Here is a 23,624-nt window from a genome sequence, read left to right as displayed (position 1 = left end):
GGCATCGGCATGAGCGGACCACATATCCTGCGCGTCGAGCGCCTGACCCGCGAGGCCTTCGCGCCGTTCGGCGACGTGATCGCGCTCGAAGGGGCGCGGCACTTCCCGATCAACGGCGGCACGACCGAGCGCTTCCACGATCTCGCGACGATCGACGTCTGCGCGGACGGCGGCCGGCCGCTCGTCAGCGTGTTTCGTGCGCAGCCGCGCGCGCTGCCGGTGGCGATCACGCTGATGGAGCGCCATCCGCACGGCAGCCAGGCGTTCATCCCGCTGGCGGCCGTGTCGCGCTATGCGATCGTCGTCGCGCCGGCCGGCGAGTTCCGGCCCGACGCGATGCGCGCGTTCCTCGCCGAAGGCTGGCAGGGCGTGAACTACGCGAAGGGCGTCTGGCACCATCCGCTGCTCGCGCTCGACGCGGTCAGCGACTTCGTGATCGTCGACCGTGGCGGCCCGCAGCCGAACTGCGACGAGATTCCGCTCGACGACGCGTGGGCGCTCGAGTTCGAGCCCGCGTGCGCGAGCACGGCCTGACGCGCGAAGGTAGGGTCAGGGGTTGAGCGGATTCGAGTGGATCGAGCGCCGCGCGCCGGCGACACGCGGCGCCTCGTCCCGCACGATCGACCGAAAACGTTCCCGACCCGGCCCGCACGCGACGTGCGGGCCGTTTTTCCATCCCGAAAACAACACGGCCCGGGCGGCGAGCTGCCGGCCGGGCCGTCGCGCGTGCGCGCAGGGTGCGGATCAGTGCTTGCGGTGCGGGCAGTTCTCGGTCGTGCAGGAGCCGTACATCGCGAGCGAGTGTTCCTGGAGCCGGAAGCCGCGTTCCTTTGCGATCGCTTGCTGGCGGCCTTCGATCTCGGCATCGAAGAATTCCTCGACGCGGCCGCAATCGAGGCAGACGAGGTGATCGTGGTGCGAACCTTCGTTGAGCTCGAACACGGCCTTGCCGGATTCGAAGTTGCTGCGCGTGAGCAGGCCGGCCTGCTCGAACTGCGTCAGCACGCGGTAAACGGTGGCGAGCCCGATGTCGAGCTGCTCGTTGAGCAGGTTGCGGTAGACATCTTCGGCCGTCAGGTGACGCACCGGGCTTTGCTGGAAGATCTCGAGAATCTTGAGGCGCGGTAGGGTGGCCTTTAGCCCGATATTCTTGAGATCCGTCGGATTGGTCATGGCTAGGCATCCCTAGAGTACAATGCAGGGCTTCAATGTTACCGGCTTTTCGCCGTTCCAGAAACACGCGCGACCCGCGACGCGGGCCAGCTCGGTGACGGAAATGTTCCCGGAATCCCTTTCGCACTATCAGAGGAGTCGCATGCGGAGTGCCATCATCGCTGCCGCCGCCGTTGCCGCGCTGGCTGGTTGTTCGTCGTACGACAGCGTGACGCAGCGCATCGCGCAGAGCATCACGCCCTATCGGATCACTGTCGTGCAGGGCAACTTCGTGTCGCAGGAGAAGGCCGCGCAGCTGCAGGCCGGAATGACGCGCGAGCAGGTGCGCGCGTTGCTCGGCACGCCGCTGCTGTCGGACATGTTCCATGCCGACCGCTGGGATTACCTCTTTTACTTCAAGCGCGGCTCGACGTCCGTCGTCCAGCAGCGCGACCTCGTGCTGACGTTCTCGGGCGATCGCCTCGCGAGCTGGACGGGCGCCGACAACCTGCCGTCCGAACTCGACCTGCTGGCCGATATCGACGGCGACCGCGGCGGCAAGAAGGCGAAGGCCGCGGCCGCGGCGAAGAAGGCGTCCGAAGCCGCCGCTGCCGCGGCTGCGGCGAGCGCCGCGCAGGCGACCGCTGCCGCGAGCCCGTCCGTCGAGCCGGTTTCCGGCGCGGCGGTCGACCAGGATGCGAACGCCCAGGCGGCGCGCGCGGCGAACCGCGCGACCAACCAGGTGTCCGGGCAGGGCACGACCGCCCGCCGCTTCACGCCGTCCGCGCAGGCCTCGGGCGGCGCGCCGGTGCCGGGCGGCCAGCCGCCGGGCGCCGCGCCGGCGATCCAGCCGCAGTTCCAGTTCCATCGCCCGCCGCAGCCGAACGCGTCGAACGAGGCGTCGCCGCCGGTCGGCCCGCAAGGCTCGGACAACCTGCAGAACCAGCCGCTCACCGCGCCGGCCCAGTAAGCGGCCGGCGTGCGGAAACAGGGCGGCATGCGCCGCCCGCCTTTAGACCTGTCGTGTAGAAAGCCATGAAGATTGCGATTGCCGGTGCATCGGGCCGTATGGGCCGGATGCTGATCGAAGCCGTTCTCAACGATTCCGACGCGCAGCTCGTCGGCGCGCTCGACCGCGCCGATTCGCCGTTCCTCGGCCAGGACGCGGGCGCGTTCCTCGGCAAGGAAACCGGGATCAAGCTGACCGACGACCTCGACGCCGTGTTCGCGCAGGCCGACTATCTGATCGACTTCACGCGGCCGGAAGGCACGATCGCGCACGTCGCGGCCGCGCTGCGCCACGACGTGAAGCTCGTGATCGGCACGACCGGCTTCACCGCCGAGCAGAAGGCCGAGCTGCAGGCCGCGGCAGGCAAGATCGGCATCGTGTTCGCGGCGAACATGAGCGTCGGCGTGAACGTCACGCTGAAGCTGCTCGAATTCGCGGCGAAGCATTTCTCGCACGGCTACGACATCGAGATCATCGAGGCGCACCACCGTCACAAGGTCGACGCGCCGTCGGGCACCGCGCTGATGATGGGCGAGGCCGTGGCCGGCGCGCTCGGGCGCTCGCTCGACGACTGCGCGGTGTACGGCCGACAGGGCGTGACGGGCGAACGCGACCCGTCGACGATCGGCTTCGCGGCCGTGCGCGGCGGCGACATCGTCGGCGATCACACCGTGCTGTTCGCCGGGATCGGCGAACGGATCGAGATCACGCACAAGTCGTCGAGCCGCGTGTCCTACGCGCAGGGCGCGCTGCGTGCGGTCCGCTTCCTGTCGGCGCGCGGCGCCGGCCTGTTCGACATGCAGGACGTGCTCGGCCTGCGCTGACCCTCACGGGGAAACTCCGATGGCGATTCCCACCGGCGTTGTCCACTACCTCGAAAGCGGCGATGCGATCACGCACGCCGTCGCCTACGTGCTGCTGGCGATGTCCGTCGCCAGCTGGTGCTTCCTCCTCATGAAAGCCTGGCTGCTGGTCCGTGCGAAGCGGCAGGGGCCGCGCGCGCTCGCCGCGTTCTGGCGCGCGCCGTCGCTCGATGCGGGCATCGCCGCGCTCGCCGGCACCGATCGCGAGCGCGTGTTCGTGCCGCTCGCCGAAGCCGCGCGCGATGCGGCCGACGAACACGATCCGGCCGCGCTGGCCGCGCGTGTCGAGCGCAGCGAACGCGTGCTGCGCGCGCTGCGTCACGCGATGCTGCGCTCGCAGCGGCGCCTCGAGTTCGGCCAGGTGCTGCTCGCGTCGATCGGCAGCACCGCGCCGTTCGTCGGGCTGCTCGGCACCGTATGGGGCATCTACCACGCGCTCGGCAGCATCGCCGCGAGCGGGCAGGCGCAGATCGAGAACGTCGCGGGGCCGGTCGGCGAGGCGCTGATCATGACCGCGTTCGGGCTCGTCGTCGCGATCCCCGCGGTGCTTGCCTACAACATCCTCGGGCGGCTCGTGCGGCAGCTCGCCGAGGAACTCGACGGCTTCGCGCGCGACCTGCACGTATTCGTGTGCGCGCAGGGCGCCTGACGCGCGGCCGGGAGGAGCGACCATGGCATTCGGCGGGCTGGAGCACCACAAGACGTCCGCGCCGATGGCGGAGATCAACATGACGCCGCTGATCGACGTGATGCTCGTGCTGCTCGTCATCTTCATCATCACCGCGCCGCTGATGACGCACGCGATCCGGCTCGACCTGCCGAAGGTCGCGGCCGGCGTCGCGCGCGACACGCCGCAGTCGGTCACGCTGTCGATCGACGACGCTGGCAAGCTCTACTGGGACGACGCGCCCGTCGCACTCGACGCGCTGCCGGCGCGCTTCCGGGCCGCCGCCGCGGGCGCCGCGCCGCCCGAGCTGCGGCTGCGCGCCTCGCGCGCGACCCGCTACGACGTGATCGCGCAGGTGATGGGCGCCGCGCAGGCCGCCGGGCTCACGCGGATCGGCTTCGTCACCGACGTGCCGCCGGCGGGCGCCGCCGCGCCGGCCGCCGCGGGCGCGACCCGCTGACCGGCTGACCGGCTGACGCACCGGGCGCTCGCGCCATCCGTGTCGTCCCGCAGGCAAGAATGCGGGCCGGCCGGCGAGACCGGCCGTACCGCCCGCCACGAACGGTATAATCGTCGTTTTCGCCCGGTTGGCAGGGTTTCGCCGGGTAACCTGGAGACCCTCCGGGTTATCCGGCGAATATCCGGATCATGAGGCAGGCACGAGAACCGTGAGCCTTCCCCCGCCGCCGGGCTGCCCGATTTCGTCCACTTCCGCGTGCCCGCCTCGTGGCGCGCCGCTTAAAGCCTAGTCCGAACCACACCATGCACGAGAGATACGTACCCGCCGACGTCGAAGCCGCCGCTCAGGGCGACTGGCGCGCAGCCGATGCCTACAAGACGAAGGAAGATTCGCAGAAGCCGAAGTTCTACTGCGTGTCGATGCTGCCGTACCCGTCCGGCAAGCTGCACATGGGTCACGTGCGCAACTACACGATCAACGACGTGATGTACCGCTATCTGCGGATGAACGGCTACAACACGCTGATGCCGATGGGCTGGGACGCGTTCGGGATGCCGGCCGAGAACGCCGCGATGGCGAACGGCGTGCCGCCCGCGAAGTGGACCTACGACAACATCGACTACATGAAGGGCCAGATGCAGTCGATGGGCCTCGCGATCGACTGGTCGCGCGAGATCGCGACGTGCAAGCCCGACTACTACAAGTGGAACCAGTGGCTGTTCCTGAAGATGCTCGAGAAGGGCATCGCGTACAAGAAGACGGGCACCGTGAACTGGGATCCGGTCGACCAGACCGTGCTCGCGAACGAGCAGGTGATCGACGGCCGCGGCTGGCGTTCGGGCGCGCTCGTCGAGAAGCGCGAGATCCCGATGTACTACCTGCGGATCACGCAGTACGCGGATGAGCTGCTGAACGACCTCGACGGCCTCGGCTGGCCCGAGCGCGTGAAGATCATGCAGCAGAACTGGATCGGCAAGAGCTTCGGCGTGAACTTCGGCTTCCCGTACGAACTCGACGGCGAGCAGAAGCTGCTGCGCGTGTTCACGACGCGTGCCGACACGATCATGGGCGTCACGTTCTGCGCGATCGCGGCCGAGCACCCGCTCGCGACGCGCCTCGCGCAGGGCAAGCCGGAACTGCAGGCGTTCATCGACGAATGCAAGCGCGGCGGCGTCGCCGAGGCCGATGTCGCGACGATGGAGAAGAAGGGCGTCGCGACGGGCTTCTCGGTCAAGCACCCGCTGACGGGCGAGCCGGTCGAGGTGTGGATCGGCAACTACGTGCTGATGAGCTATGGCGAAGGCGCGGTGATGGGCGTGCCGGCGCACGACGAGCGCGATTTCGCATTCGCGAAGAAATACGACCTGCCGATCAAGCAGGTGATCGCGGCCGAAGGCCAGACGTACTCGCTCGACGCATGGCAGGAGTGGTACGGCGACAAGGAAGTCGCGACCTGCATCAACAGCGGCAAGTACGACGGCCTCGCGTACGGCGCGGCGGTCGACGCGATCGCGGCCGACCTGAAGGCCGGCGGCTTCGGCGACAAGCAGGTCACGTGGCGCCTGCGCGACTGGGGCGTGTCGCGCCAGCGCTACTGGGGCACGCCGATCCCGATCATCCACTGCCCGTCGTGCGGCGACGTGCCGGTGCCGGAGCAGGATCTGCCGGTCGTGCTGCCGGAAGACCTCGTGCCGGACGGCTCGGGCAACCCGCTCGCGAAGTCGGAAGCGTTCCTGAACTGTTCGTGCCCGAAGTGCGGCGCGGCCGCGAAGCGTGAAACCGACACGATGGACACCTTCGTCGATTCGTCGTGGTACTTCTCGCGCTACACGGCGCCGGACGCCGAGACGATGGTCGACGCGCGCACCGATTACTGGATGCCGATGGATCAATACATCGGCGGCATCGAGCACGCGATCCTGCACTTGCTGTATTCGCGCTTCTGGACCAAGGTGATGCGCGACCTCGGCCTCGTGAAGTTCGGCGAGCCGGCGAAGAACCTGCTGACGCAGGGCATGGTGCTGAACGAGACGTTCTACCGCGAAGACGCATCGGGCAAGAAGACCTGGTACAACCCGGCCGACGTGACCGTCGCGTTCGACGAGAAGGGCCGCCCGGTCGGCGCGACGCTGAACGCCGACGGCCAGCCGGTCGTGCTCGGCGGCATCGAGAAGATGTCGAAGTCGAAGAACAACGGCGTCGATCCTCAGGTGCTGATCGACCAGTACGGCGCCGATACCGCGCGTCTGTTCACGATGTTCGCCGCACCGCCCGAGCAGCAGCTCGAATGGTCGGGCGCGGGCGTCGAAGGCGCGAGCCGCTTCCTGCGCCGCGTGTGGAGCTTCGGCGCGACGAACCGCGAAGCGCTCGCCGCGCGCGCGGGCTTCGACGCGGCCGCGCTCGGCGATGCCGACAAGGCGCTGCGCCGCGAGATCTACAGCGTGCTGAAGCAGGCCGATTTCGACTACCAGCGCCTGCAGTACAACACGGTCGTGTCGGCCGCGATGAAGATGCTGAACGCGATCGACGGCGCGAAGGGCGCGACGCCTGGCGTGCTGCGCGAGACGTACGGCGTGCTGCTGCGCGTGCTGTACCCGGTCGTGCCGCACGTCACGTTCGAACTGTGGAAGGCGCTCGGCTACGCGGACGAATTCGGCCCGCTGCTCGACGCCCCGTGGCCGAAGGTCGACGAGGCCGCGCTCGAGCAGGCCGAGATCGAACTCGTGCTGCAGGTGAACGGCAAGGTGCGCGGCGCGCTGAAGGTCGCGAAGGACGCGAGCCGCGAGGCGATCGAAGCGGCGGCGGTGGCCGACGAAGCATTCGCGAAGTTCGGCGACGGCAAGCCGGCGAAGAAGATCGTCGTCGTGCCGGGCCGCCTCGTGAACATCGTCGTCTGACGGCCGTTGGCCGCCGGGCGCACACAGAAGGAGCGAAGGTGATCCGCAGATCGTTTTTGATGCTCGCCGTCGGCAGCGCGCTCGCGCTGTCGGCATGCGGTTTCCAGTTGCGCGGCCAGCAGGACTACGCGTTCAAGCGCCTGCTGGTGGCCGGCGCGCCGGCGCCCGTCGAGGCGCGCCTGGTGCGCCTCGTCGAGGCCGGCAGCGACACGAAGATCGTCAAGTCGGCGGACGACGCCGATGCCGTGCTGCGCATGTGGGAGTCGCGTGGGCAGAACACGCTGACGCTCAACAAGTACGGCTCGGCGCAGGAATACGCGCTGTTCTATACGCTGAACTACACGCTGACGAGCAAGGACGGCACCGTGCTGATCCCGCCGAGCGCGATCGCGCTGAACCGCGCGATGACGTACAGCGACCAGTACACGAACGCGAAGGCGCAGGAAGCCGAGATCCTGTACGGCGACATGGAGAACGACGCGGTCGACCAGCTGATGCGGCGTCTCGCGATCGTCCACTCGCTGACGCCGGCGCCGGAAGACGTGGTGCCGGGCGTTGCACCGGGCGCACCGCTGCCGCCGCCGCCGCTCTGATCGCCGGCGCACGTATCGATGCAATTGCGACTTGATGCGCTGGAGCCGCACCTCGCGAAGGGGATGGCCGGGCTCTACACCGTCTACGGCGACGAGCCGCTGCTCGCGCAGGAAGCGTGCGACCGCATTCGTGCGGCCGCGCGCGCGGCCGGCTTCACCGAGCGTTCGGTGCACACGGTCGAGCGCGGTTTCGACTGGAGCGTGCTGCTCGGCACGACCCAGGCGATGTCGCTGTTCGGCGAGCGTCAGCTGATCGAGCTGCGCATTCCGTCGGGCAAGCCCGGCAAGGAAGGCGCCGACGCGCTGAAGACGCTCGCGGCCGCACCGAACCCCGATGCGCTGATGCTCGTCACGTTGCCGCGCCTCGACGCGGCCACGCAGAAATCCGCGTGGTTTACCGCGCTGCAGAACGGCGGCGTGGCGCTGAAGATCGATCCGGTCGACCGCGCGCAGCTGCCGAACTGGATCGGCCAGCGTCTGTCGATGCAGGGCCAGCGCGTCGCGCCCGGCGACGACGGCCGGCGCGCGCTGCAGTTCATCGCGGAGCGCGTCGAGGGCAACCTGCTCGCCGCGCACCAGGAAATCCAGAAGCTCGGGCTGCTCTATCCGCAGGGCGTGCTGACGTTCGAGCAGGTGCACGACGCGGTGTTGAACGTCGCGCGCTACGACGTGTTCAAGCTGAACGAGGCGATGCTCGCGGGCGACGCCGCGCGGCTCGCGCGGATGATCGACGGGCTGAAGGGCGAGGGCGAGGCGATCGTGCTCGTGATGTGGGCCGTCGTCGAGGAACTGCGCACGCTGCTGCGGATCAAGCGCGGCACGACGGCCGGCAAGCCGCTGGCCACGCTGCTGCGCGAGAACCGCGTGTGGGGGCCGCGCGAGCGGCTGATCGGCCCCGCGTTGAACCGCGTGTCGGAAGGCGTGCTCGAGAAGGCGCTCGCGTTCGCCGCGAAGCTCGACCGGCAGGTGAAGGGGCTGTCGGCCGTCACGCCGGGCCGCCGCACGCAGGACGAGCCGCCGCCCGATCCGTGGGACGGCCTGTTCCAGCTCGCGATGACGGTGGCGGGCGCGCGCGGCGAACGACCGCCGACCGCGGGTCGTGTGCGGCGTTAAGCCCCGTCCGGGCCTTCAGCGCACGCATCGCAACCCGCTTACAATATTTCGATAGCCGGCGCGGTCTTCCTGCCGCCGCGCCTCACGCTTCTCCACGAATTCATGCCGCGCCAAGCGGCTCGCTTCTCGAGTCACACGATGGATATCGACCAGTACATGACGGACCTGGGCCGCCGTGCCCGGCACGCTTCCCGCGCGATGGCGCGCGCCAGCACGGCGGCGAAGAACGCGGCGCTCGACGCCGTGGCCCGCGCGATCGAGCGCGACGCGCAGGCGCTGAAGGACGCGAATGCGCGCGACGTCGCCCGTGCCCGCGAAAAGGGGCTCGATGCGGCGTTCATCGACCGCCTGACGCTGTCGGACAAGGCGCTGAACACGATGGTCGAGGGCCTGCGCCAGGTCGCGTCGCTGGCCGATCCGATCGGCGAGATCGGCAATCTCAAGTATCGCCCGAGCGGAATCCAGGTCGGCCAGATGCGCGTGCCGCTCGGCGTGATCGGCATCATCTACGAGTCGCGTCCGAACGTGACGATCGACGCGGCCGCGCTGTGCCTGAAGTCGGGCAACGCGACGATCCTGCGCGGCGGCTCCGAGGCGCTCGAATCGAACGCGGCGCTCGCGAAACTGATCGGCGAAGGGCTCGAGGCGGCCGGCCTGCCGCAGGACGCGGTGCAGGTCGTCGCGACCGCCGATCGCGCGGCGGTCGGCAAGCTGATCACGATGACCGAATACGTCGACGTGATCGTGCCGCGCGGCGGCAAGAGCCTGATCGAGCGGCTGATCAACGAGGCGCGCGTCCCGATGATCAAGCACCTCGACGGCATCTGCCACGTGTACGTCGACGATCGCGCGGATCTCGCCAAGGCACTGACGGTGTGCGACAACGCGAAGACGCACCGCTACGGCACCTGCAACACGATGGAAACGCTGCTCGTGTCGGGCGGCATCGCAGCCGCGCTGCTGCCGCCGCTCGGCAAGCTGTATCGCGACAAGCAGGTCGAGCTGCGCGTCGATGCGGCCGCGCGCGCGGTGCTCGCCGAGGCGGGCGTCGGTCCGCTCGTCGACGCGACCGACGAAGACTGGCACACCGAATATCTCGCGCCGGTGCTGGCGATCAAGGTCGTCGACGGCCTCGACGCCGCGATCGAGCACATCAACCATTACGGCTCGCACCACACCGATGCGATCGTCACCGAGGATCACGACCGCGCAATGCGCTTCCTGCGCGAAGTCGATTCGGCGAGCGTGATGGTCAATGCGTCGACGCGCTTCGCGGACGGCTTCGAATTCGGCCTCGGCGCGGAAATCGGCATCTCGAACGACAAGCTGCACGCACGCGGCCCCGTCGGCCTGGAAGGGCTCACGTCGCTGAAGTACGTCGTGCTCGGGCACGGCGAAGGCCGCCAGTAAAGCGAGGCGCACAACCGATGGCAATGCTCTGGGTCAAGACGTTCCATGTCGTTCTGATCGCCGCGTGGTTCGCGGGACTGTTCTACCTGCCGCGCATCTACGTGAACCTGGCCATGGAGACCGATCCAGCCGCGGTGCGGCGCCTGCTGCTGATGGCGCGCAAGCTGTTCCGCTTCATGACGATGATCGCCGTGCCGGCGCTCGCATGCGGGCTGTGGCTGTGGCTCGTGATCGGCATCGGCCAGGGGCAGGGCTGGATCCATGCGAAGGTGACGGTGGTGCTGCTGCTCGTCATCTACCACGCGTATTGCGGGCATCTGCTGAAGGTGTTCGAGCGCGGCGAGAACCGTCGCACCGACAAGTGGTATCGCGTGTTCAACGAACTGCCGGTGCTCGGCATGCTCGTGGCGGTCGCGCTGGTCGTGATCAAGCCGTTTTGAGCTGAGCGGCCGGTTGGCCGCACCGACCCAAGCGCAACGGCGCCCCGCGGGGCGCCGTTCTTCGTTTACGTGCGTGCCGGGTAGCGGCTGATGCGCCGGACCGTGCGTCGGTTCTGCATCGCTCATGCGCCGGCGGGGCGCCGTGCGTGGGTCAATCCTTCGTGCCGTCGTCGATCCGGCGGCGCGTGATCGCTTCCTTCGCGCGGCCGACGCGCTCCATCAATGCGGGCCCGCGCGACAGCGCGACGCCGACAGCGAGGATATCCCCGATCGCGAGATGGGACATGCGCGACGTCATCGGCGAGAACACGTCGGTTTCCTCCGCGACGTTCGACGCGAGGCTCACCGTCGCGAGCTTCGCGAGCGGCGAATGGCTCTGCGTGATCGCGACGACCTTCGCGCCGCACGCCAGCGCGGAGCGCGCGGCCTCGACGATGTCGCGCGTGCGACCGGTGTTCGAGATCGCGACGACGACGTCGTGCGGCCCGAGCAGCGCCGACGACATCGAGAAAGTGTGCGGGTCCGAATACGCGACGCTCGGCACGCCGAGCCGGAAGAACTTGTGCTGGATGTCCTGCGCGGCGATGCCGGAGCCGCCGGCGCCGTAGAACTCGATGCGCGACGCGTTCGACAGCAGCGCGATCGCGTCGGCGACGCTGCCGGCCGACAGGCTGTTGCGCACCTCGATCAGCGCGCCGATCGTGCGGTCGAACACCTTGCCGATGATGCCGGGCGCGGGCTCGTCGGGCTCGACGTCGCGATACACGGACGACACGCCCGGCGCGACGCTCTGCGCGAGCCGGATCTTGAATTCGCGAAAGCCGCTGCAGCCGAGCGCCTGGCAGAAGCGCGCGATGGTCGGCTGGCTGACGCCCGCGCGGGTCGACAGCTCGGTCATCGCGAGGTCGAGCACCTCGCGCGGCGCGGCGAGGATGTAGTCGGCGAGCTTGCGCTCGGACGGGCGCAGGTCGGCGCGGATCGCTTCAATGCGAGGCAGCATGGGACGGCGGATGGAAATCGGGTTCGGATGAGCGAGTGTATCGCAATCGAATTGTAGAAAATCTACATGAAAATGCTAGCTCTATCGTCGGCAATTTCTGCAGTGGACGATGCCGTTGGTTAGGGTTTTCACTAGGAAAGCCTTGCTGGTGGCGGCGGTATGAGTTGCGCGTATGCTGATCCGCATTGCGCGCTTGTAGTTTTTCTACTAGACTGACTTCGTTCGTTCGATGCACTCGACCGTCCCCACGATTCCAACCGCCGGTGTCCGTCCGGCATACAGGAGCGCCCAGCATGACGTCGCTGCACCCCACCCTGGCGAAAGTCACCGATCGCGTGATCGCCCGCAGCCAATCGACCCGTTCCGCCTATCTGCAGCGCATCGACGGCGCGCAAGGCAAGTTCCCGGCGCGCGGCGCGCTGTCGTGCGCGAACCTCGCGCACGGCTTCGCGGGTCTCGAAGGCAGCGACAAGTTCCAGATCAAGGCGATCCGCGAGCCGAACATCGGCATCGTGTCCTCGTACAACGAGATGCTGTCCGCGCACGCGCCGTACAAGGATTTCCCCGACATCATCAAGGCCGCCGCGCGCGAGAACGGCGGCGTCGCGCAGTTCGCGGGCGGCGTGCCGGCGATGTGCGACGGCGTCACGCAGGGCAACCCGGGCATGGAGCTGTCGCTGTTCTCGCGCGAGGCGATCGCGATGGGCACCGCGATCGCGCTCACCCACAACATGTTCGACGCGGCGCTCTGCCTCGGCATCTGCGACAAGATCGTGCCGGGCCTCCTGATCGGCGCGCTGCAGTTCGGCCATCTGCCGACCATCTTCGTGCCGGCCGGCCCGATGACGAGCGGCCTGTCGAACGACGACAAGGCGAAGATCCGCCAGCAGTTCGCGACCGGCCAGGTCGGCCGCGACGCGCTGCTCGAAGCGGAATCGGCGGCATATCACGGCCACGGCACCTGCACGTTCTACGGCACCGCGAACAGCAACCAGATGCTGATGGAGCTGATGGGCCTGCACCTGCCGGGTTCGGCGTTCGTCCATCCGCACACGCCGCTGCGCGACGCGCTGACCGCCGAAGCCGCGCGCCGCGTGCTCGACCTGACGGTCGAGCGCGGCCACTACACGCCGATCGGCCACGTGATCGACGAGAAGGCGATCGTCAACGGGATCGTCGCGTTGCTCGCGACGGGCGGCTCGACCAACCACACGCTGCACCTCGTCGCGATCGCGCGCGCGGCCGGCATCCTGATCGACTGGAACGATTTCGACGAGCTGTCGGCGGTCGTGCCGCTGCTCGCGAAGATCTACCCGAACGGCAAGGCCGACGTGAACCACTTCCACGCGGCGGGCGGCGTCGCGTTCCTGGTGCGCAACCTGCTCGAGGGCGGGCTGCTGCACGAAGACGTGACGACCGTGGCGGGCAAGGGCCTGTCGCACTACACGAAGGAGCCGAAGCTGATCGACGGCAAGCTGACGTGGGTCGACGGCACAGCCGAGAGCCACGACACGAAGGTGCTGCGCGGCATTCGCGACCCGTTCCAGCCGGACGGCGGCCTGCGCCTGATGCAGGGCCGGCTCGGCCGCGGCGTGATCAAGATCTCGGCGGTCGCGCCCGAGCACCGCAAGGTGACGGCGCCCGCGATCGTGTTCGATTCGCAGGAAGCCGTGCAGGAGGCCTTCGATCGCGGCGAGCTGAAGCGCGATTTCGTCGCGGTCGTGCGCTTCCAGGGCGCGCGCGCGAACGGGATGCCCGAGCTGCATCGTTTGACGCCGCTGCTCGGCGTGCTGCAGGATCAGGGCTTCCATGTCGCGCTCGTCACCGACGGCCGCATGTCGGGCGCGTCGGGCAAGGTGCCGGCCGTGATCCACGTGTCGCCGGAAGCGCTGCTGGCCGGCCCGCTCGGCAAGGTGAAGACGGGCGACACGCTCGTGATCGACGCGGAAGCCGGCATCCTCGACATCGAGGTCGACGACGCCGAGTGGCAGGCGCGCCCGGTCGCGCAGCCGCTGCACCAAACCGACAACGAAACGGGTTTCGGGCGCGAACTGTTCGGCGTGTTCCGCGCGGCGGCCGCGCCGGCCGAGCAGGGCGCATCGGTTTTCGGGACGCTGGTCGGCGAAACGGCCGTCAGCGTCGCTGCATGAATTTCAAGGAGTGTTCCAGATGAAGACGATTGCTGAAATCGTGAAGCTGGGCCCGGTGATTCCGGTGCTCGCATTCGACTCGGTCGAGCAGGGCGAACACGTGTCGCGCGCGTTGCACGCGGGCGGCGTCAAGGTGCTCGAGATCACGCTGCGCACGCCGGCCGGCCTGGAGGCGATCCAGCGCGCGAGCCAGCTCGCGGACGACATCGTCGTCGGCGTCGGCACGATCACGAAGCCCGAGCACTGCGAGCAGGCGAAGCGCGCGGGCGCGAAGTTCGGCGTGTCGCCGGGCCTGACGAAGGACCTGCACCTCGCGTCCCTCGACGCCGGCCTGCCGCTGCTGCCGGGCGTGATGACGCCGAGCGACATCATCCAGGCGCTCGAGTTCGGCTACGAGATCGTCAAGTTCTTCCCCGCGCAGCAAGCCGGCGGCGTGCCGATGCTGCAGGCGTTCCACGGTCCGTTCCCGGCGCTGAAGTTCTGCCCGACGGGCGGCATCACGGTCGACACCGCGCCGAATTTCCTGAAGCTGCCGAACGTCGTATGCGTCGGCGGTTCGTGGCTCACGCCGAAGGCCGCGCTCGCCGCGCAGGACTGGGCCGAAGTCACGCGCCTCGCGCAAGCCGCGAGCCAGCTGCCCCGTTAAGACTTGTACGAAACGAACGTTTGACCCTCGGTAAGCGAGCGCTTAGTGCTTGTTTTACCGAGGGTTTTTGCTGATGGAACCGGTTCTATCCGCGGACCGTAAAGATAAGTAAAATTCAGCGTCCTCGCGGGGTGGGAACCCCCGTGTTTCGGAGACCTGCATAGCCGAGCATACTCGCAACAACTCGCCCGGTTCGAACAATCCTAGGAGGAGTGCCACATGGGGGCTGTCCAAGGCAGCATGCTGCTCATTTATACCGTGATCGCGATCGTCGCGCTGATCGTGATGATCGCGCGGTTCAAGATCTATCCGTTCCTGGTGCTCATCATCGTGTCGCTCGGCCTCGGCCTCGTGGTCGGGATGCCGATGGACAAGATCGTCAAGTCGTTCGAGACCGGCAACGGCAACACGCTCGGCCACATCGCGGTGGTCGTCGGCCTCGGCACGATGCTCGGCAAGATGATGGCCGAATCGGGCGGCGCGGAGCGGATCGCGACCACGCTGATCGACTGGTTCGGCGAGAAGAACATCCATTGGGCGATGATGTTCGTCGCGATCATCGTCGGCCTGCCGGTGTTCTTCGAAGTCGGCTTCGTGCTGCTGATCCCGATCGCGTTCAACGTCGCGAAGCGCACCGGCAAGTCGCTGCTCGTCGTCGGCCTGCCGATGGTCGCGGGCCTGTCCGTCGTGCACGGGCTGATTCCGCCGCACCCGGCCGCGCTGCTGGCCGTCCAGCAATACGGTGCCGACATCGGCAAGACGATCGCGTTCGGCCTGATCGTCGGCGTGCCGACCGCGATCGTCGCGGGCCCGCTGTTCGCGCTGATGATCTCGAAGTTCGTCAAGCTGCCGGAGAACAATCCGCTCGCCGCGCAGTTCGTCGAATCGCACACGGAAGGCAAGCAGCGCGAACTGCCGAGCTTCGGCATCACGCTGTTCACGATCCTGCTGCCGGTGATCCTGATGCTGGTCGGCAGCTGGGCCGACCTGATCTTCACGCCGAAGTCGCTGCCGAACAGCCTGCTGCGCTTTGCCGGCAACTCCGACGTCGCGCTGCTGATCGCCGTGCTGGTGAGCTTCTTCACGTTCGGCAAGCTGCAGGGTTTCAACCGCGACCAGATCCAGAAGTTCTGCGGCGAGTGCCTGGCGCCGATCGCCGGCATCACGCTGATCGTCGGTGCGGGCGGCGGCTTCGGCGGCGTCCTGCGCGACAGCGGGATCTCGCAGCAGATCGTCGAGACCGCGAAGCACGCGCACCTGTCGCCGCTGCTGCTCGGCTGGTTCGTCGCGGCGCTGATGCGTCTCGCGACGGGTTCGGCGACGGTCGCGATGACGACGGCCTGCGGCATCGTCGCGCCGATCGCGGCGGCGTCGGGCGCGGCGGTTCGTCCGGAGCTGCTGGTGCTCGCGACGGGCTCGGGCTCGCTGATCTTCTCGCACGTGAACGACGGCGGCTTCTGGCTGATCAAGGAATACTTCGGGATGACAGTTGGTCAGACGTTCAAGACCTGGTCGCTGCTTGAAACCATCATCTCGGTGCTCGGTCTGAGCTTTACGCTGCTGCTGAGCGTGGTTTTGTAACAAGGGGTAGTCAATGATTCTGATCGCAATGGGCGTGTCGGGCGCGGGCAAATCGCGAATCGGCGAAATGCTGGCAGAACGCCTGTCGTGCAGCTATACCGACGGCGACGCGTTTCACAGCGCGGCGAACAAGGAAAAGATGCACAACGGCATTCCGCTGACCGACGACGACCGCTGGCCGTGGCTGCGCACGATCCGCGCGGCCATCGAGGAAAAGCAGCGTGCCGGCGAGACGGCCGTGTTCACGTGCTCTTCGCTGAAGCGGTCGTACCGCGACGTGCTGCGCGGCACCGACACCGACGTGCGGTTCGTGTATCTGAAGGGCTCGTTCGAGGTGTTGCACGAGCGCCTGAAAAGCCGCACCGGCCATTTCTTCGATCCGTCGCTGCTGAAGAGCCAGCTCGACACACTCGAGGAGCCGGGCCCGGACGAGGCGATCGAGGTCAGCATCGAGCTGACGCCCGAACAGATCGTCGATCAGGTGATGGCGAAGATCGGCCACGCGCACTGAGCGCGATTCGCGGCAATCGTGATGCCGCAGTGAGACAGGCGCCCCTCGGGGCGCCTTTTTTCGTCGAGCGCGCGCGAGCCGCCAAAGAAAAAGCCCGATGCGAGCAATTTCGCATCGGGCTTTTTTCCGTCCGGCGACGGCGGCGCTTACGCGATCCGCTTCGCGAGTTCGACGGCCTTGCCGATGTACGACGCCGGCGTCATCGCGAGCAGGCGGTCCTTCGCATCCTGCGGGATCGCGAGCGTGGCGACGAATTCCTGCAGCGCTTCGCGCGTGATGCCCTTGCCGCGCGTCAGTTCCTTCAGCTGTTCGTACGGGTTCTCGATGCCGTAGCGGCGCATCACCGTCTGCACCGGCTCCGCGAGCACTTCCCAGCAGTTGTCGAGATCTTCGTTCAGGCGCTGCGGGTTGACTTCGAGCTTGTCGAGGCCGCGGATCAGCGAGTCGTACGCGAGCAGCGAATAGCCGAGCGCGACGCCCATGTTGCGCAGCACCGTCGAGTCGGTCAGGTCACGCTGCCAGCGCGACACCGGCAGCTTGTCGGCGAGGTGGCGCAGCGTCGCGTTCGCGAGGCCGAGGTTGCCTTCCGAGTTCTCGAAGTCGATCGGGTTGACCTTGTGCGGCATCGTCGACGAGCCGATTTCGCCGGCCTTCGTCTTCTGCTTGAAGTAGCCGACCGAGATGTAGCCCCACACGTCGCGATCGAGGTCGAGCAGGATCGTGTTCGCGCGCGCAACCGCGTCGAACAGCTCGGCCATGTAGTCGTGCGGTTCGATCTGGATCGTGTACGGGTTGAACGTGAGCTTCAGGCGGTTCTCGATCACGTCGCGCGAGAACGCTTCCCAGTCGAATTCCGGATACGCGGACAGGTGCGCGTTGAAGTTGCCGACCGCGCCGTTCATCTTGCCGAGGATCTCGACCTTCTCGATGCGCGTGATCGCGCGTGCGAGGCGCGCGGCGACGTTCGCGAGCTCCTTGCCGAGCGTCGTCGGGCTGGCCGGCTGCCCGTGCGTACGCGACAGCATCGGCTGCTCGGCGAGCGCGTGCGACAGCGCGACGAGGCGCTGGTGGACCGTGCGCAGCGCCGGCACGATCACGTGCTCGCGCGCACCGGCGAGCATCATCCCGTGCGACGTGTTGTTGATGTCTTCGGACGTGCACGCGAAGTGGATGAATTCGCTGGCCTTCTCGAGTTCGGCCTGGCCCTTGACCGATTCCTTCAGCCAGTATTCGACGGCCTTCACGTCGTGGTTCGTCACGCGCTCGATTTCCTTGATGCGCGCGGCGTCGTGCGCGGTGAAGCGCTCCGCGAGCTGCAGCAGGAATTGTTCGGACGCGTCGGAGAAGCGCGGGACTTCCGCGAAGCCGGCGCGCGACAGCGCGATCAGCCAGTGCACCTCGACGGTGACGCGGTGGCGCATGAAGGCGGCTTCGGAGAGCCAGTCGCGCAGCGCTTCGGTCTTGCTGGCGTAGCGGCCATCGATGGGCGAGAGCGCGGTGAGGGCGAAAAGCGTATCGGGACGAGTGTCGGACATGATCGGGCGGGCCTTGGGGCCGGGTCGAGCGAGGGGGGAAGAATCCGGCATTTTACCATCGCCGCGGGGCGATCCCGGCCGAACCGGTCCGGCCGCGGCCGCCGCGGGCGATCGGCACGCGCCCGGCGCCCGGGCGGCGCGCGACCGGCCTGCCGGCAGGCGCCCGCGCCGGCTCGCCGGGGCGCCCGCCACGCCGCCGGGCCGGCCCGCCCGCCGGTAGAATGCAGGCTTCTTCCCGACCGCCGCCCGCCGCGCCCGCCTGCATGGAACTGAAATGGCTCGAAGACTTCGTCTCGCTCGCGGAAACGCGCAGCTTTAGCCGCTCCGCCGAACTGCGGCACGTGTCGCAGCCCGCGTTCTCGCGGCGTATCCAGGCGCTCGAGGCGTGGCTCGCGACCGAACTGATCGATCGTTCGGTCTATCCGACGCGGCTCACGCAGGCCGGCCAGATCTTCTACGAGCAGGCGCTGACGATGCTGTCGCAGGCGCACGAGGCGCGCACGCTGCTGCGCGGCCACGTCGGCGCGCCGGTGCCGACGATCGAGTTCGCGGTGCCGCACACGCTGTCGCTCACGTATTTTCCGCGCTGGCTGCAGCGGATCGAGGCGAAGATGGGGCAGGTCCACACGCGGCTGCGCGCGCTGAACGTGCACGATGCCGTGCTGTCGCTCGTCGAGGGCGGCTGCGATCTCGTGATGGGCTACCACCACCCGAGCCACCCGGTCGCGCTCGACCCGGCCCGCTACGACATGCTGGTGCTCGGCAGCGAGCCGATCAGCGCGTTTTCGGCGCCGGGCCGCGCGGGCCGGCCGCGCTATACGCTGCCGGGCACGGCCGAGGCGCGCGTGCCGTACCTGTCGTATACGCCGAACGCGTATCTCGGCCGGATGACCGAAGTCATCGTGGCGAATGCACCGACGTCGCTGTTCCTCGATCGTGTTTACGAAACCGACATGGCGGAAGGGCTGAAGGCGATGGCGCTCGCGGGCCACGGCGTCGCGTTCCTGCCGCACAGCGCGGTCGAGGACGCGGTGGCGAGCGGCCGCCTGATCCGGCTTGACCGTTCCGCGCGCGGCGGCACCCATCCGTTCACGCTGACGATGGAGATCCGCCTGTACTGCGACAAGCTCGCGCTGCAGGGCGACGATCCGCACCAGAAACTCGTGCGCGCGCTGTGGGACGTCGTGCGCGACGAACTGCGCGAAACCACCGGTTAACCGTGGGCGGTTAACCGGGCCGGTCGGGCGCGAGCGACTGACGAGCCGCTTTCGGCGCCTGTCGGACGCCCGTCCGGCGGGCGTCCCGCGACTTTCACGACGATTTTTCACGCCCGCGATGCACGGCCGATCGCGGGCGTTCTTGCGCAAATCGACCGCGGATTTGCGAAAAATCACGATCATGCAAGAAACGCATAATCGAATAAGCAAACGGCATTGGATAAAAAAAACGGGTTTTTCGACAATGTGCGCAATCCGTTGAACGTTGGAGTGTCCATGTCTTCGCAACTGCAGTCCATCCCGTCCTACCTTCACGCCGACGATCTCGGCCCGTGGGGCAACTACCTTCAGCAGGTCGATCGCGTCGCGCCGTACCTCGGCTCGCTGTCGCGCTGGCTCGAGACGCTGAAGCGTCCGAAGCGCATCCTGATCGTCGACTGCCCCATCGAGCTCGACAACGGCACCGTCGCGCACTTCGAAGGCTATCGCGTGCAGCACAACGTGTCGCGCGGCCCGGGCAAGGGCGGCGTGCGCTACCACCAGGACGTGACGCTGTCGGAAGTGATGGCGCTGTCGGCATGGATGTCGGTGAAGAACGCCGCAGTGAACGTGCCGTACGGCGGTGCGAAGGGCGGCATCCGCGTCGACCCGCGCAAGCTGTCGCGTGGTGAGCTCGAGCGCGTGACGCGCCGCTACACCAGCGAAATCGGCATCATCATCGGGCCGAACACCGACATTCCGGCACCGGACGTCAACACCAACGAACAGGTGATGGCGTGGATGATGGACACGTACTCGATGAACCAGGGCCAGACGTCGACCGGCGTCGTGACCGGCAAGCCGATCGCGCTCGGCGGTTCGCTCGGCCGCAAGGAAGCAACGGGCCGCGGCGTGTTCGTCGTCGGCTCCGAAGCGGCGAAGAAGAAGGGCCTGGAAATCGAAGGCGCGCGCATCGCGGTGCAGGGCTTCGGCAACGTCGGCGGCATCGCGGCGAAGCTGTTCCAGGAAGCGGGCTCGAAGGTGATCGCGGTGCAGGATCACACGGGCACGATCTACCAGCCGGCCGGCCTCGATTCGAACAAGCTGCTCGACCACGTCGCACGCACGGGCGGCGTCGCGGGCTTCGAAGGCGCCGAGCCGATGCCGAACGACGAGTTCTGGACGGTCGAGACCGACATCCTGATCCCGGCGGCACTGGAAAACCAGATCACCGAAAAGAACGCGGCGAAGATCCGCACGAAGATCATCGTCGAAGGCGCGAACGGCCCGACGACGACGGCGGCGGACGACATCCTGAGCGCGAACGGCGTGCTCGTGATCCCCGACGTGATCGCGAACGCGGGCGGCGTGACCGTGTCGTACTTCGAGTGGGTGCAGGACTTCTCGAGCTTCTTCTGGACGGAAGACGAGATCAACCACCGTCTCGAGCGCGTGATGCGCGAAGCGTTCGCCGGCGTGTGGGCGGTCGCGGAAGAGCACAAGGTGACGGTGCGTACGGCGGCGTTCATCGTCGCGTGCAAGCGCATCCTGATGGCGCGCGAAATGCGCGGCCTGTACCCCTGATCGGTCGTTGCCGATCGCCGATCGGTTGACTACGATCAAAGCATGACGCAATCCACCCGATTGCGTGCATGAACCCTCGCGGGCGATGCCGAATCCGGCATCGCCCGCGCGCGCATTCAGGTGCCGAAACGGGCGCCCGGAGCCGGGCGGACGGCTTCGCACAGCGCGATTCGTAGTGCGGTTAACAACCAGTACTTTCAAAAATATTACTTTGATACACTGGCGCGGGTTTTAGCCAAGGAGATGACCAAAATGAAATACCAGAAGGCAGTCCTGATGGTCGCGGCGCTGTGCGCGTTCGCGAGCGGCGCGCACGCACAGGAGACCGGCACGCTGAAGAAGATCAAGGACACGGGCGTGATCGCGCTGGGCCACCGCGAATCGTCGATTCCGTTCTCCTACTATGACCAGAACCAGCAGGTCGTCGGCTATTCGCGCGAATTCCAGTTGAAGGTCGTGGACGCGGTGAAGAAGAAGCTGAACCTGCCGAACCTGCAGGTCAAGAACATCCCGGTCACGTCGCAGAACCGCATCCCGCTCGTGCAGAACGGCACGGTCGACATCGAGTGCGGCTCGACGACCAACAACCTGGAGCGTCAGCAGCAGGCCGCATTCTCCGACACGATCTTCGTGATCGGCACGCGCCTGATGACGAAGAAGGATTCGGGCGTGAAGGACTTCGCCGACCTGAAGGGCAAGACGGTCGTGACCACTGCCGGCACGACGTCCGAGCGCCTGCTGCGCAAGATGAACAACGACAAGCAGCTGGGCATGAACATCATCAGCGCGAAGGACCACGGCGACTCGTTCAACACGCTCGAGTCGGGCCGCGCGGTCGCGTTCATGATGGACGACGCGCTGCTCGCGGGCGAGCGCGCGAAGGCGAAGCAGCCGGGCGAATGGGTGATCGTCGGCACGCCGCAGTCGGAAGAGGCGTACGGCTGCATGATGCGCAAGGGCGATGCGGACTTCAAGAAGGTCGTCGACGACGCGATCTCGCAAGTCGAGAAGTCGGGCGAAGCCGCGAAGATCTACGCGAAGTGGTTCGAGAACCCGATCCCGCCGAAGGGGCTGAACCTGAACTTCCCGCTGTCCGATTCGATGAAGAAGCTGTACGCGAACCCGAACGACAAGGCGCTCGACTGACCACGCGGCCGTTGACGCAGAAATGACGCTACTGAAACGGAAGAGGCCACGCTTCTTCCGTTTCTTTTTGCTGGAGTCTTGCCCATGTCTTACCACTGGAACTGGGGCGTCTTCCTGAGCCCCGTCTCGACCGGCGAGCCGACGACTTATTTCGGATGGCTGATGTCCGGCTTCTGGGTGACGATCGAGGTGTCGCTCGTCGCCTGGGTCATCGCGCTGATCGTCGGCTCGCTGTTCGGCGTGCTGCGCACGGTGCCGAACAAATGGCTGTCCGCGATCGGCACCGTGTACGTGTCGATCTTCCGGAACATTCCGCTGATCGTGCAGTTCTTCATCTGGTACCTCGTCGTGCCCGAGCTGCTGCCCGCGTCGATCGGCACCTGGATCAAGCAGTTGCCGCCGACCACGCAGTTCTTCACCTCGTCGATCATCTGTCTCGGCCTGTTTACGGGCGCGCGCGTGTGCGAACAGGTGCGCTCGGGGATCAACGCGCTGCCGAAGGGCCAGCGCGCGGCCGGCCTCGCGATGGGCTTCACGCAATGGCAGACGTACCGCTACGTGCTGCTGCCGGTTGCGTACCGGATCATCGTGCCGCCGCTCACGTCCGAGTTCCTGAACATCTTCAAGAACTCGGCGGTCGCGTCGACGATCGGCCTGCTCGACCTGTCCGCGCAGGCGCGCCAGCTCGTCGACTACACCGCGCAGACCTACGAGTCGTTCATCGCGGTCACGCTCGCGTACGTGATCATCAACCTCGTCGTGATGGCGTTCATGCGCTGGATCGAAGGCCGCACGCGGCTGCCCGGCTACATCGGAGGCAAGTGATGCATCAGTTCGACTGGAGTAGTATTCCCGGCGCGATACCGACGCTGTGGACGGGGGCGATCGTCACGTTCAAGATCACGCTGATCGCGATCGTCGTCGGCATCGTCTGGGGCACGTTGCTCGCGCTGCTGCGGCTGTCGGGCGTGAAGCCGCTCGCGTGGTTCGCGAAGGCGTACGTGACGGTGTTCCGCTCGATCCCGCTCGTGATGGTGCTGCTGTGGTTCTTCCTGATCGTGCCGCAGGTGCTGCAGGGCGTGCTCGGGCTGTCGCCGACGATCGACATTCGCCTCGCGTCGGCGATGGTCGCGTTCTCGCTGTTCGAAGCCGCGTATTATTCCGAGATCATCCGCGCCGGCATCCAGGCGGTGCCGCGCGGGCAGGTCAACGCCGCGTTCGCGCTCGGCATGAACTACGCGCAGGCGATGCGCCTCGTGATCCTGCCGCAGGCGTTCCGCGCGATGGTGCCGCTGCTGCTGACGCAGGCAATCGTCCTGTTCCAGGATACGTCGCTCGTGTACGTGATCAGTCTCGCGGACTTCTTCCGCACGGCCGCCAACGTCGGCGATCGCGACGGCACGACCGTCGAGATGGTCCTGTTCGCGGGTGCATGCTATTTCGTGATTTGCTCGGTGGCGTCTGCCCTCGTCAAAGGTCTCCAGAAAAAGGTCACAAGATGATTTCCATCAAGAACGTTTCCAAGTGGTACGGCCAGTTTCAGGTCCTCACCGATTGCACGACCGAGGTCAAGAAAGGCGAGGTGGTGGTCGTGTGCGGCCCGTCCGGCTCGGGCAAGTCGACGCTGATCAAGACCGTGAACGGCCTCGAGCCGTTCCAGCAGGGCGAGAT

General features: G+C 67.1%; 23 protein-coding genes. 20 read left to right on the top strand and 3 right to left on the bottom strand.

Features of this window, described 5'->3' with window-relative positions:
* Window positions 1-9 precede the first annotated feature (9 nt).
* Entirely contained in the window at window positions 10-534 is a 525-nt protein-coding gene (locus DIE16_RS16805) for an ureidoglycolate lyase (RefSeq protein ID WP_044844245.1), read from the top strand.
* Window positions 535-744: 210 nt separating this feature from the next.
* Here DIE16_RS16805 and fur read toward each other — a convergent pair whose 3' ends face one another.
* A complete protein-coding gene (gene fur, locus DIE16_RS16800; RefSeq protein WP_011350926.1) occupies window positions 745-1,173 on the bottom strand; it encodes a ferric iron uptake transcriptional regulator in 429 nt (142 codons plus the stop codon).
* Window positions 1,174-1,315: 142 nt separating this feature from the next.
* Here fur and DIE16_RS16795 point away from each other — a divergent pair, with 142 nt between their 5' ends.
* The 9 genes from DIE16_RS16795 to DIE16_RS16755 all read left to right on the top strand — a co-directional run bounded on the left by DIE16_RS16795 (window position 1,316) and on the right by DIE16_RS16755 (window position 10,604).
* A complete protein-coding gene (locus DIE16_RS16795; protein WP_044844162.1) occupies window positions 1,316-2,122 on the top strand; it encodes an outer membrane protein assembly factor BamE in 807 nt (268 codons plus the stop codon).
* Window positions 2,123-2,187: 65 nt separating this feature from the next.
* Window positions 2,188-2,985, top strand: a complete 798-nt coding sequence (gene dapB, locus DIE16_RS16790; RefSeq protein WP_044844161.1) for a 4-hydroxy-tetrahydrodipicolinate reductase — start codon at window positions 2,188-2,190, stop codon at window positions 2,983-2,985.
* Between the two features lie 19 nt (window positions 2,986-3,004).
* Window positions 3,005-3,673, top strand: coding sequence for a MotA/TolQ/ExbB proton channel family protein (locus DIE16_RS16785; RefSeq protein WP_044844160.1), 669 nt, complete (start codon window positions 3,005-3,007; stop codon window positions 3,671-3,673).
* Between the two features lie 22 nt (window positions 3,674-3,695).
* Window positions 3,696-4,151, top strand: coding sequence for a biopolymer transporter ExbD (locus DIE16_RS16780; protein WP_044844159.1), 456 nt, complete (start codon window positions 3,696-3,698; stop codon window positions 4,149-4,151).
* Window positions 4,152-4,453: 302 nt separating this feature from the next.
* Window positions 4,454-7,048 carry a leucine--tRNA ligase gene (leuS, locus tag DIE16_RS16775; protein WP_124892829.1) on the top strand — a complete coding sequence of 865 codons (2,595 nt, stop codon included), beginning with the start codon at window positions 4,454-4,456 and terminating at the stop codon, window positions 7,046-7,048.
* Between the two features lie 38 nt (window positions 7,049-7,086).
* Window positions 7,087-7,641 (top strand): LPS assembly lipoprotein LptE, encoded by a 555-nt coding sequence (gene lptE / locus DIE16_RS16770; RefSeq protein WP_044844157.1) that lies wholly within the window; start codon window positions 7,087-7,089, stop codon window positions 7,639-7,641.
* Window positions 7,642-7,659: 18 nt separating this feature from the next.
* Window positions 7,660-8,754, top strand: a complete 1,095-nt coding sequence (gene holA, locus DIE16_RS16765) for a DNA polymerase III subunit delta (protein WP_124892827.1) — start codon at window positions 7,660-7,662, stop codon at window positions 8,752-8,754.
* Between the two features lie 138 nt (window positions 8,755-8,892).
* The gene (locus DIE16_RS16760; protein ID WP_044844155.1) at window positions 8,893-10,164 is read left to right on the top strand and encodes a glutamate-5-semialdehyde dehydrogenase; all 1,272 of its coding nucleotides are present in this window, start codon (window positions 8,893-8,895) and stop codon (window positions 10,162-10,164) included.
* Between the two features lie 17 nt (window positions 10,165-10,181).
* Entirely contained in the window at window positions 10,182-10,604 is a 423-nt protein-coding gene (locus DIE16_RS16755) for a CopD family protein (protein ID WP_124892825.1), read from the top strand.
* Window positions 10,605-10,755: 151 nt separating this feature from the next.
* On the opposite strand, the gene DIE16_RS16750 is transcribed toward DIE16_RS16755, so the two are convergent.
* Complete coding sequence (locus tag DIE16_RS16750; RefSeq protein WP_044844153.1) at window positions 10,756-11,604, bottom strand: MurR/RpiR family transcriptional regulator; 849 nt, start codon at window positions 11,602-11,604, stop codon at window positions 10,756-10,758.
* 293 nt (window positions 11,605-11,897) lie between these two features.
* Between DIE16_RS16750 and edd the strand changes: the two genes are divergently transcribed.
* The 4 genes from edd (at window position 11,898) to DIE16_RS16725 (ending at window position 16,492) form a co-directional block, all read left to right on the top strand.
* Window positions 11,898-13,754 (top strand): phosphogluconate dehydratase, encoded by a 1,857-nt coding sequence (gene edd / locus DIE16_RS16745; RefSeq protein WP_124892823.1) that lies wholly within the window; start codon window positions 11,898-11,900, stop codon window positions 13,752-13,754.
* Window positions 13,755-13,773: 19 nt separating this feature from the next.
* Window positions 13,774-14,400 (top strand): bifunctional 4-hydroxy-2-oxoglutarate aldolase/2-dehydro-3-deoxy-phosphogluconate aldolase, encoded by a 627-nt coding sequence (gene eda / locus DIE16_RS16740; protein ID WP_044844151.1) that lies wholly within the window; start codon window positions 13,774-13,776, stop codon window positions 14,398-14,400.
* Window positions 14,401-14,619: 219 nt separating this feature from the next.
* Window positions 14,620-15,981 carry a GntP family permease gene (locus tag DIE16_RS16730; RefSeq protein ID WP_044844150.1) on the top strand — a complete coding sequence of 454 codons (1,362 nt, stop codon included), beginning with the start codon at window positions 14,620-14,622 and terminating at the stop codon, window positions 15,979-15,981.
* Window positions 15,982-15,994: 13 nt separating this feature from the next.
* Complete coding sequence (locus tag DIE16_RS16725; protein ID WP_044844149.1) at window positions 15,995-16,492, top strand: gluconokinase; 498 nt, start codon at window positions 15,995-15,997, stop codon at window positions 16,490-16,492.
* 146 nt (window positions 16,493-16,638) lie between these two features.
* On the opposite strand, the gene purB is transcribed toward DIE16_RS16725, so the two are convergent.
* Window positions 16,639-18,027 (bottom strand): adenylosuccinate lyase, encoded by a 1,389-nt coding sequence (gene purB, locus DIE16_RS16720; protein ID WP_044844148.1) that lies wholly within the window; start codon window positions 18,025-18,027, stop codon window positions 16,639-16,641.
* Window positions 18,028-18,290: 263 nt separating this feature from the next.
* Between purB and DIE16_RS16715 the strand changes: the two genes are divergently transcribed.
* The 6 genes from DIE16_RS16715 to DIE16_RS16685 form a co-directional block, all read left to right on the top strand.
* The gene (locus DIE16_RS16715; protein ID WP_044848296.1) at window positions 18,291-19,244 is read left to right on the top strand and encodes a LysR substrate-binding domain-containing protein; all 954 of its coding nucleotides are present in this window, start codon (window positions 18,291-18,293) and stop codon (window positions 19,242-19,244) included.
* 276 nt (window positions 19,245-19,520) lie between these two features.
* Window positions 19,521-20,807 (top strand): Glu/Leu/Phe/Val dehydrogenase, encoded by a 1,287-nt coding sequence (locus DIE16_RS16705; RefSeq protein ID WP_044848295.1) that lies wholly within the window; start codon window positions 19,521-19,523, stop codon window positions 20,805-20,807.
* A gap of 252 nt (window positions 20,808-21,059) precedes the next feature.
* Window positions 21,060-21,953 (top strand): glutamate/aspartate ABC transporter substrate-binding protein, encoded by an 894-nt coding sequence (locus tag DIE16_RS16700; protein WP_185500314.1) that lies wholly within the window; start codon window positions 21,060-21,062, stop codon window positions 21,951-21,953.
* Between the two features lie 84 nt (window positions 21,954-22,037).
* Entirely contained in the window at window positions 22,038-22,778 is a 741-nt protein-coding gene (locus DIE16_RS16695) for an amino acid ABC transporter permease (protein ID WP_044848294.1), read from the top strand.
* Window positions 22,778-23,455: a glutamate/aspartate ABC transporter permease GltK gene (gene gltK, locus DIE16_RS16690; protein WP_014898078.1), complete on the top strand. Its 678-nt coding sequence runs from the start codon at window positions 22,778-22,780 to the stop codon at window positions 23,453-23,455. Before DIE16_RS16695 ends, gltK begins: the two co-directional genes overlap by 1 nt.
* Window positions 23,452-23,624: ATP-binding cassette domain-containing protein (locus DIE16_RS16685; RefSeq protein ID WP_124892821.1), on the top strand; the 173-nt coding region annotated here is incomplete at its 3' end. The genes gltK and DIE16_RS16685, both read left to right, overlap by 4 nt.

Origin of the sequence: Burkholderia sp. Bp9090 (assembly GCF_003857985.1) — a bacterium.
Taxonomy (GTDB): domain Bacteria; phylum Pseudomonadota; class Gammaproteobacteria; order Burkholderiales; family Burkholderiaceae; genus Burkholderia.
The sequence above is the reverse complement of the archived record's forward strand: the minus strand, read 5'-3'. Positions and strand labels throughout refer to the sequence as shown.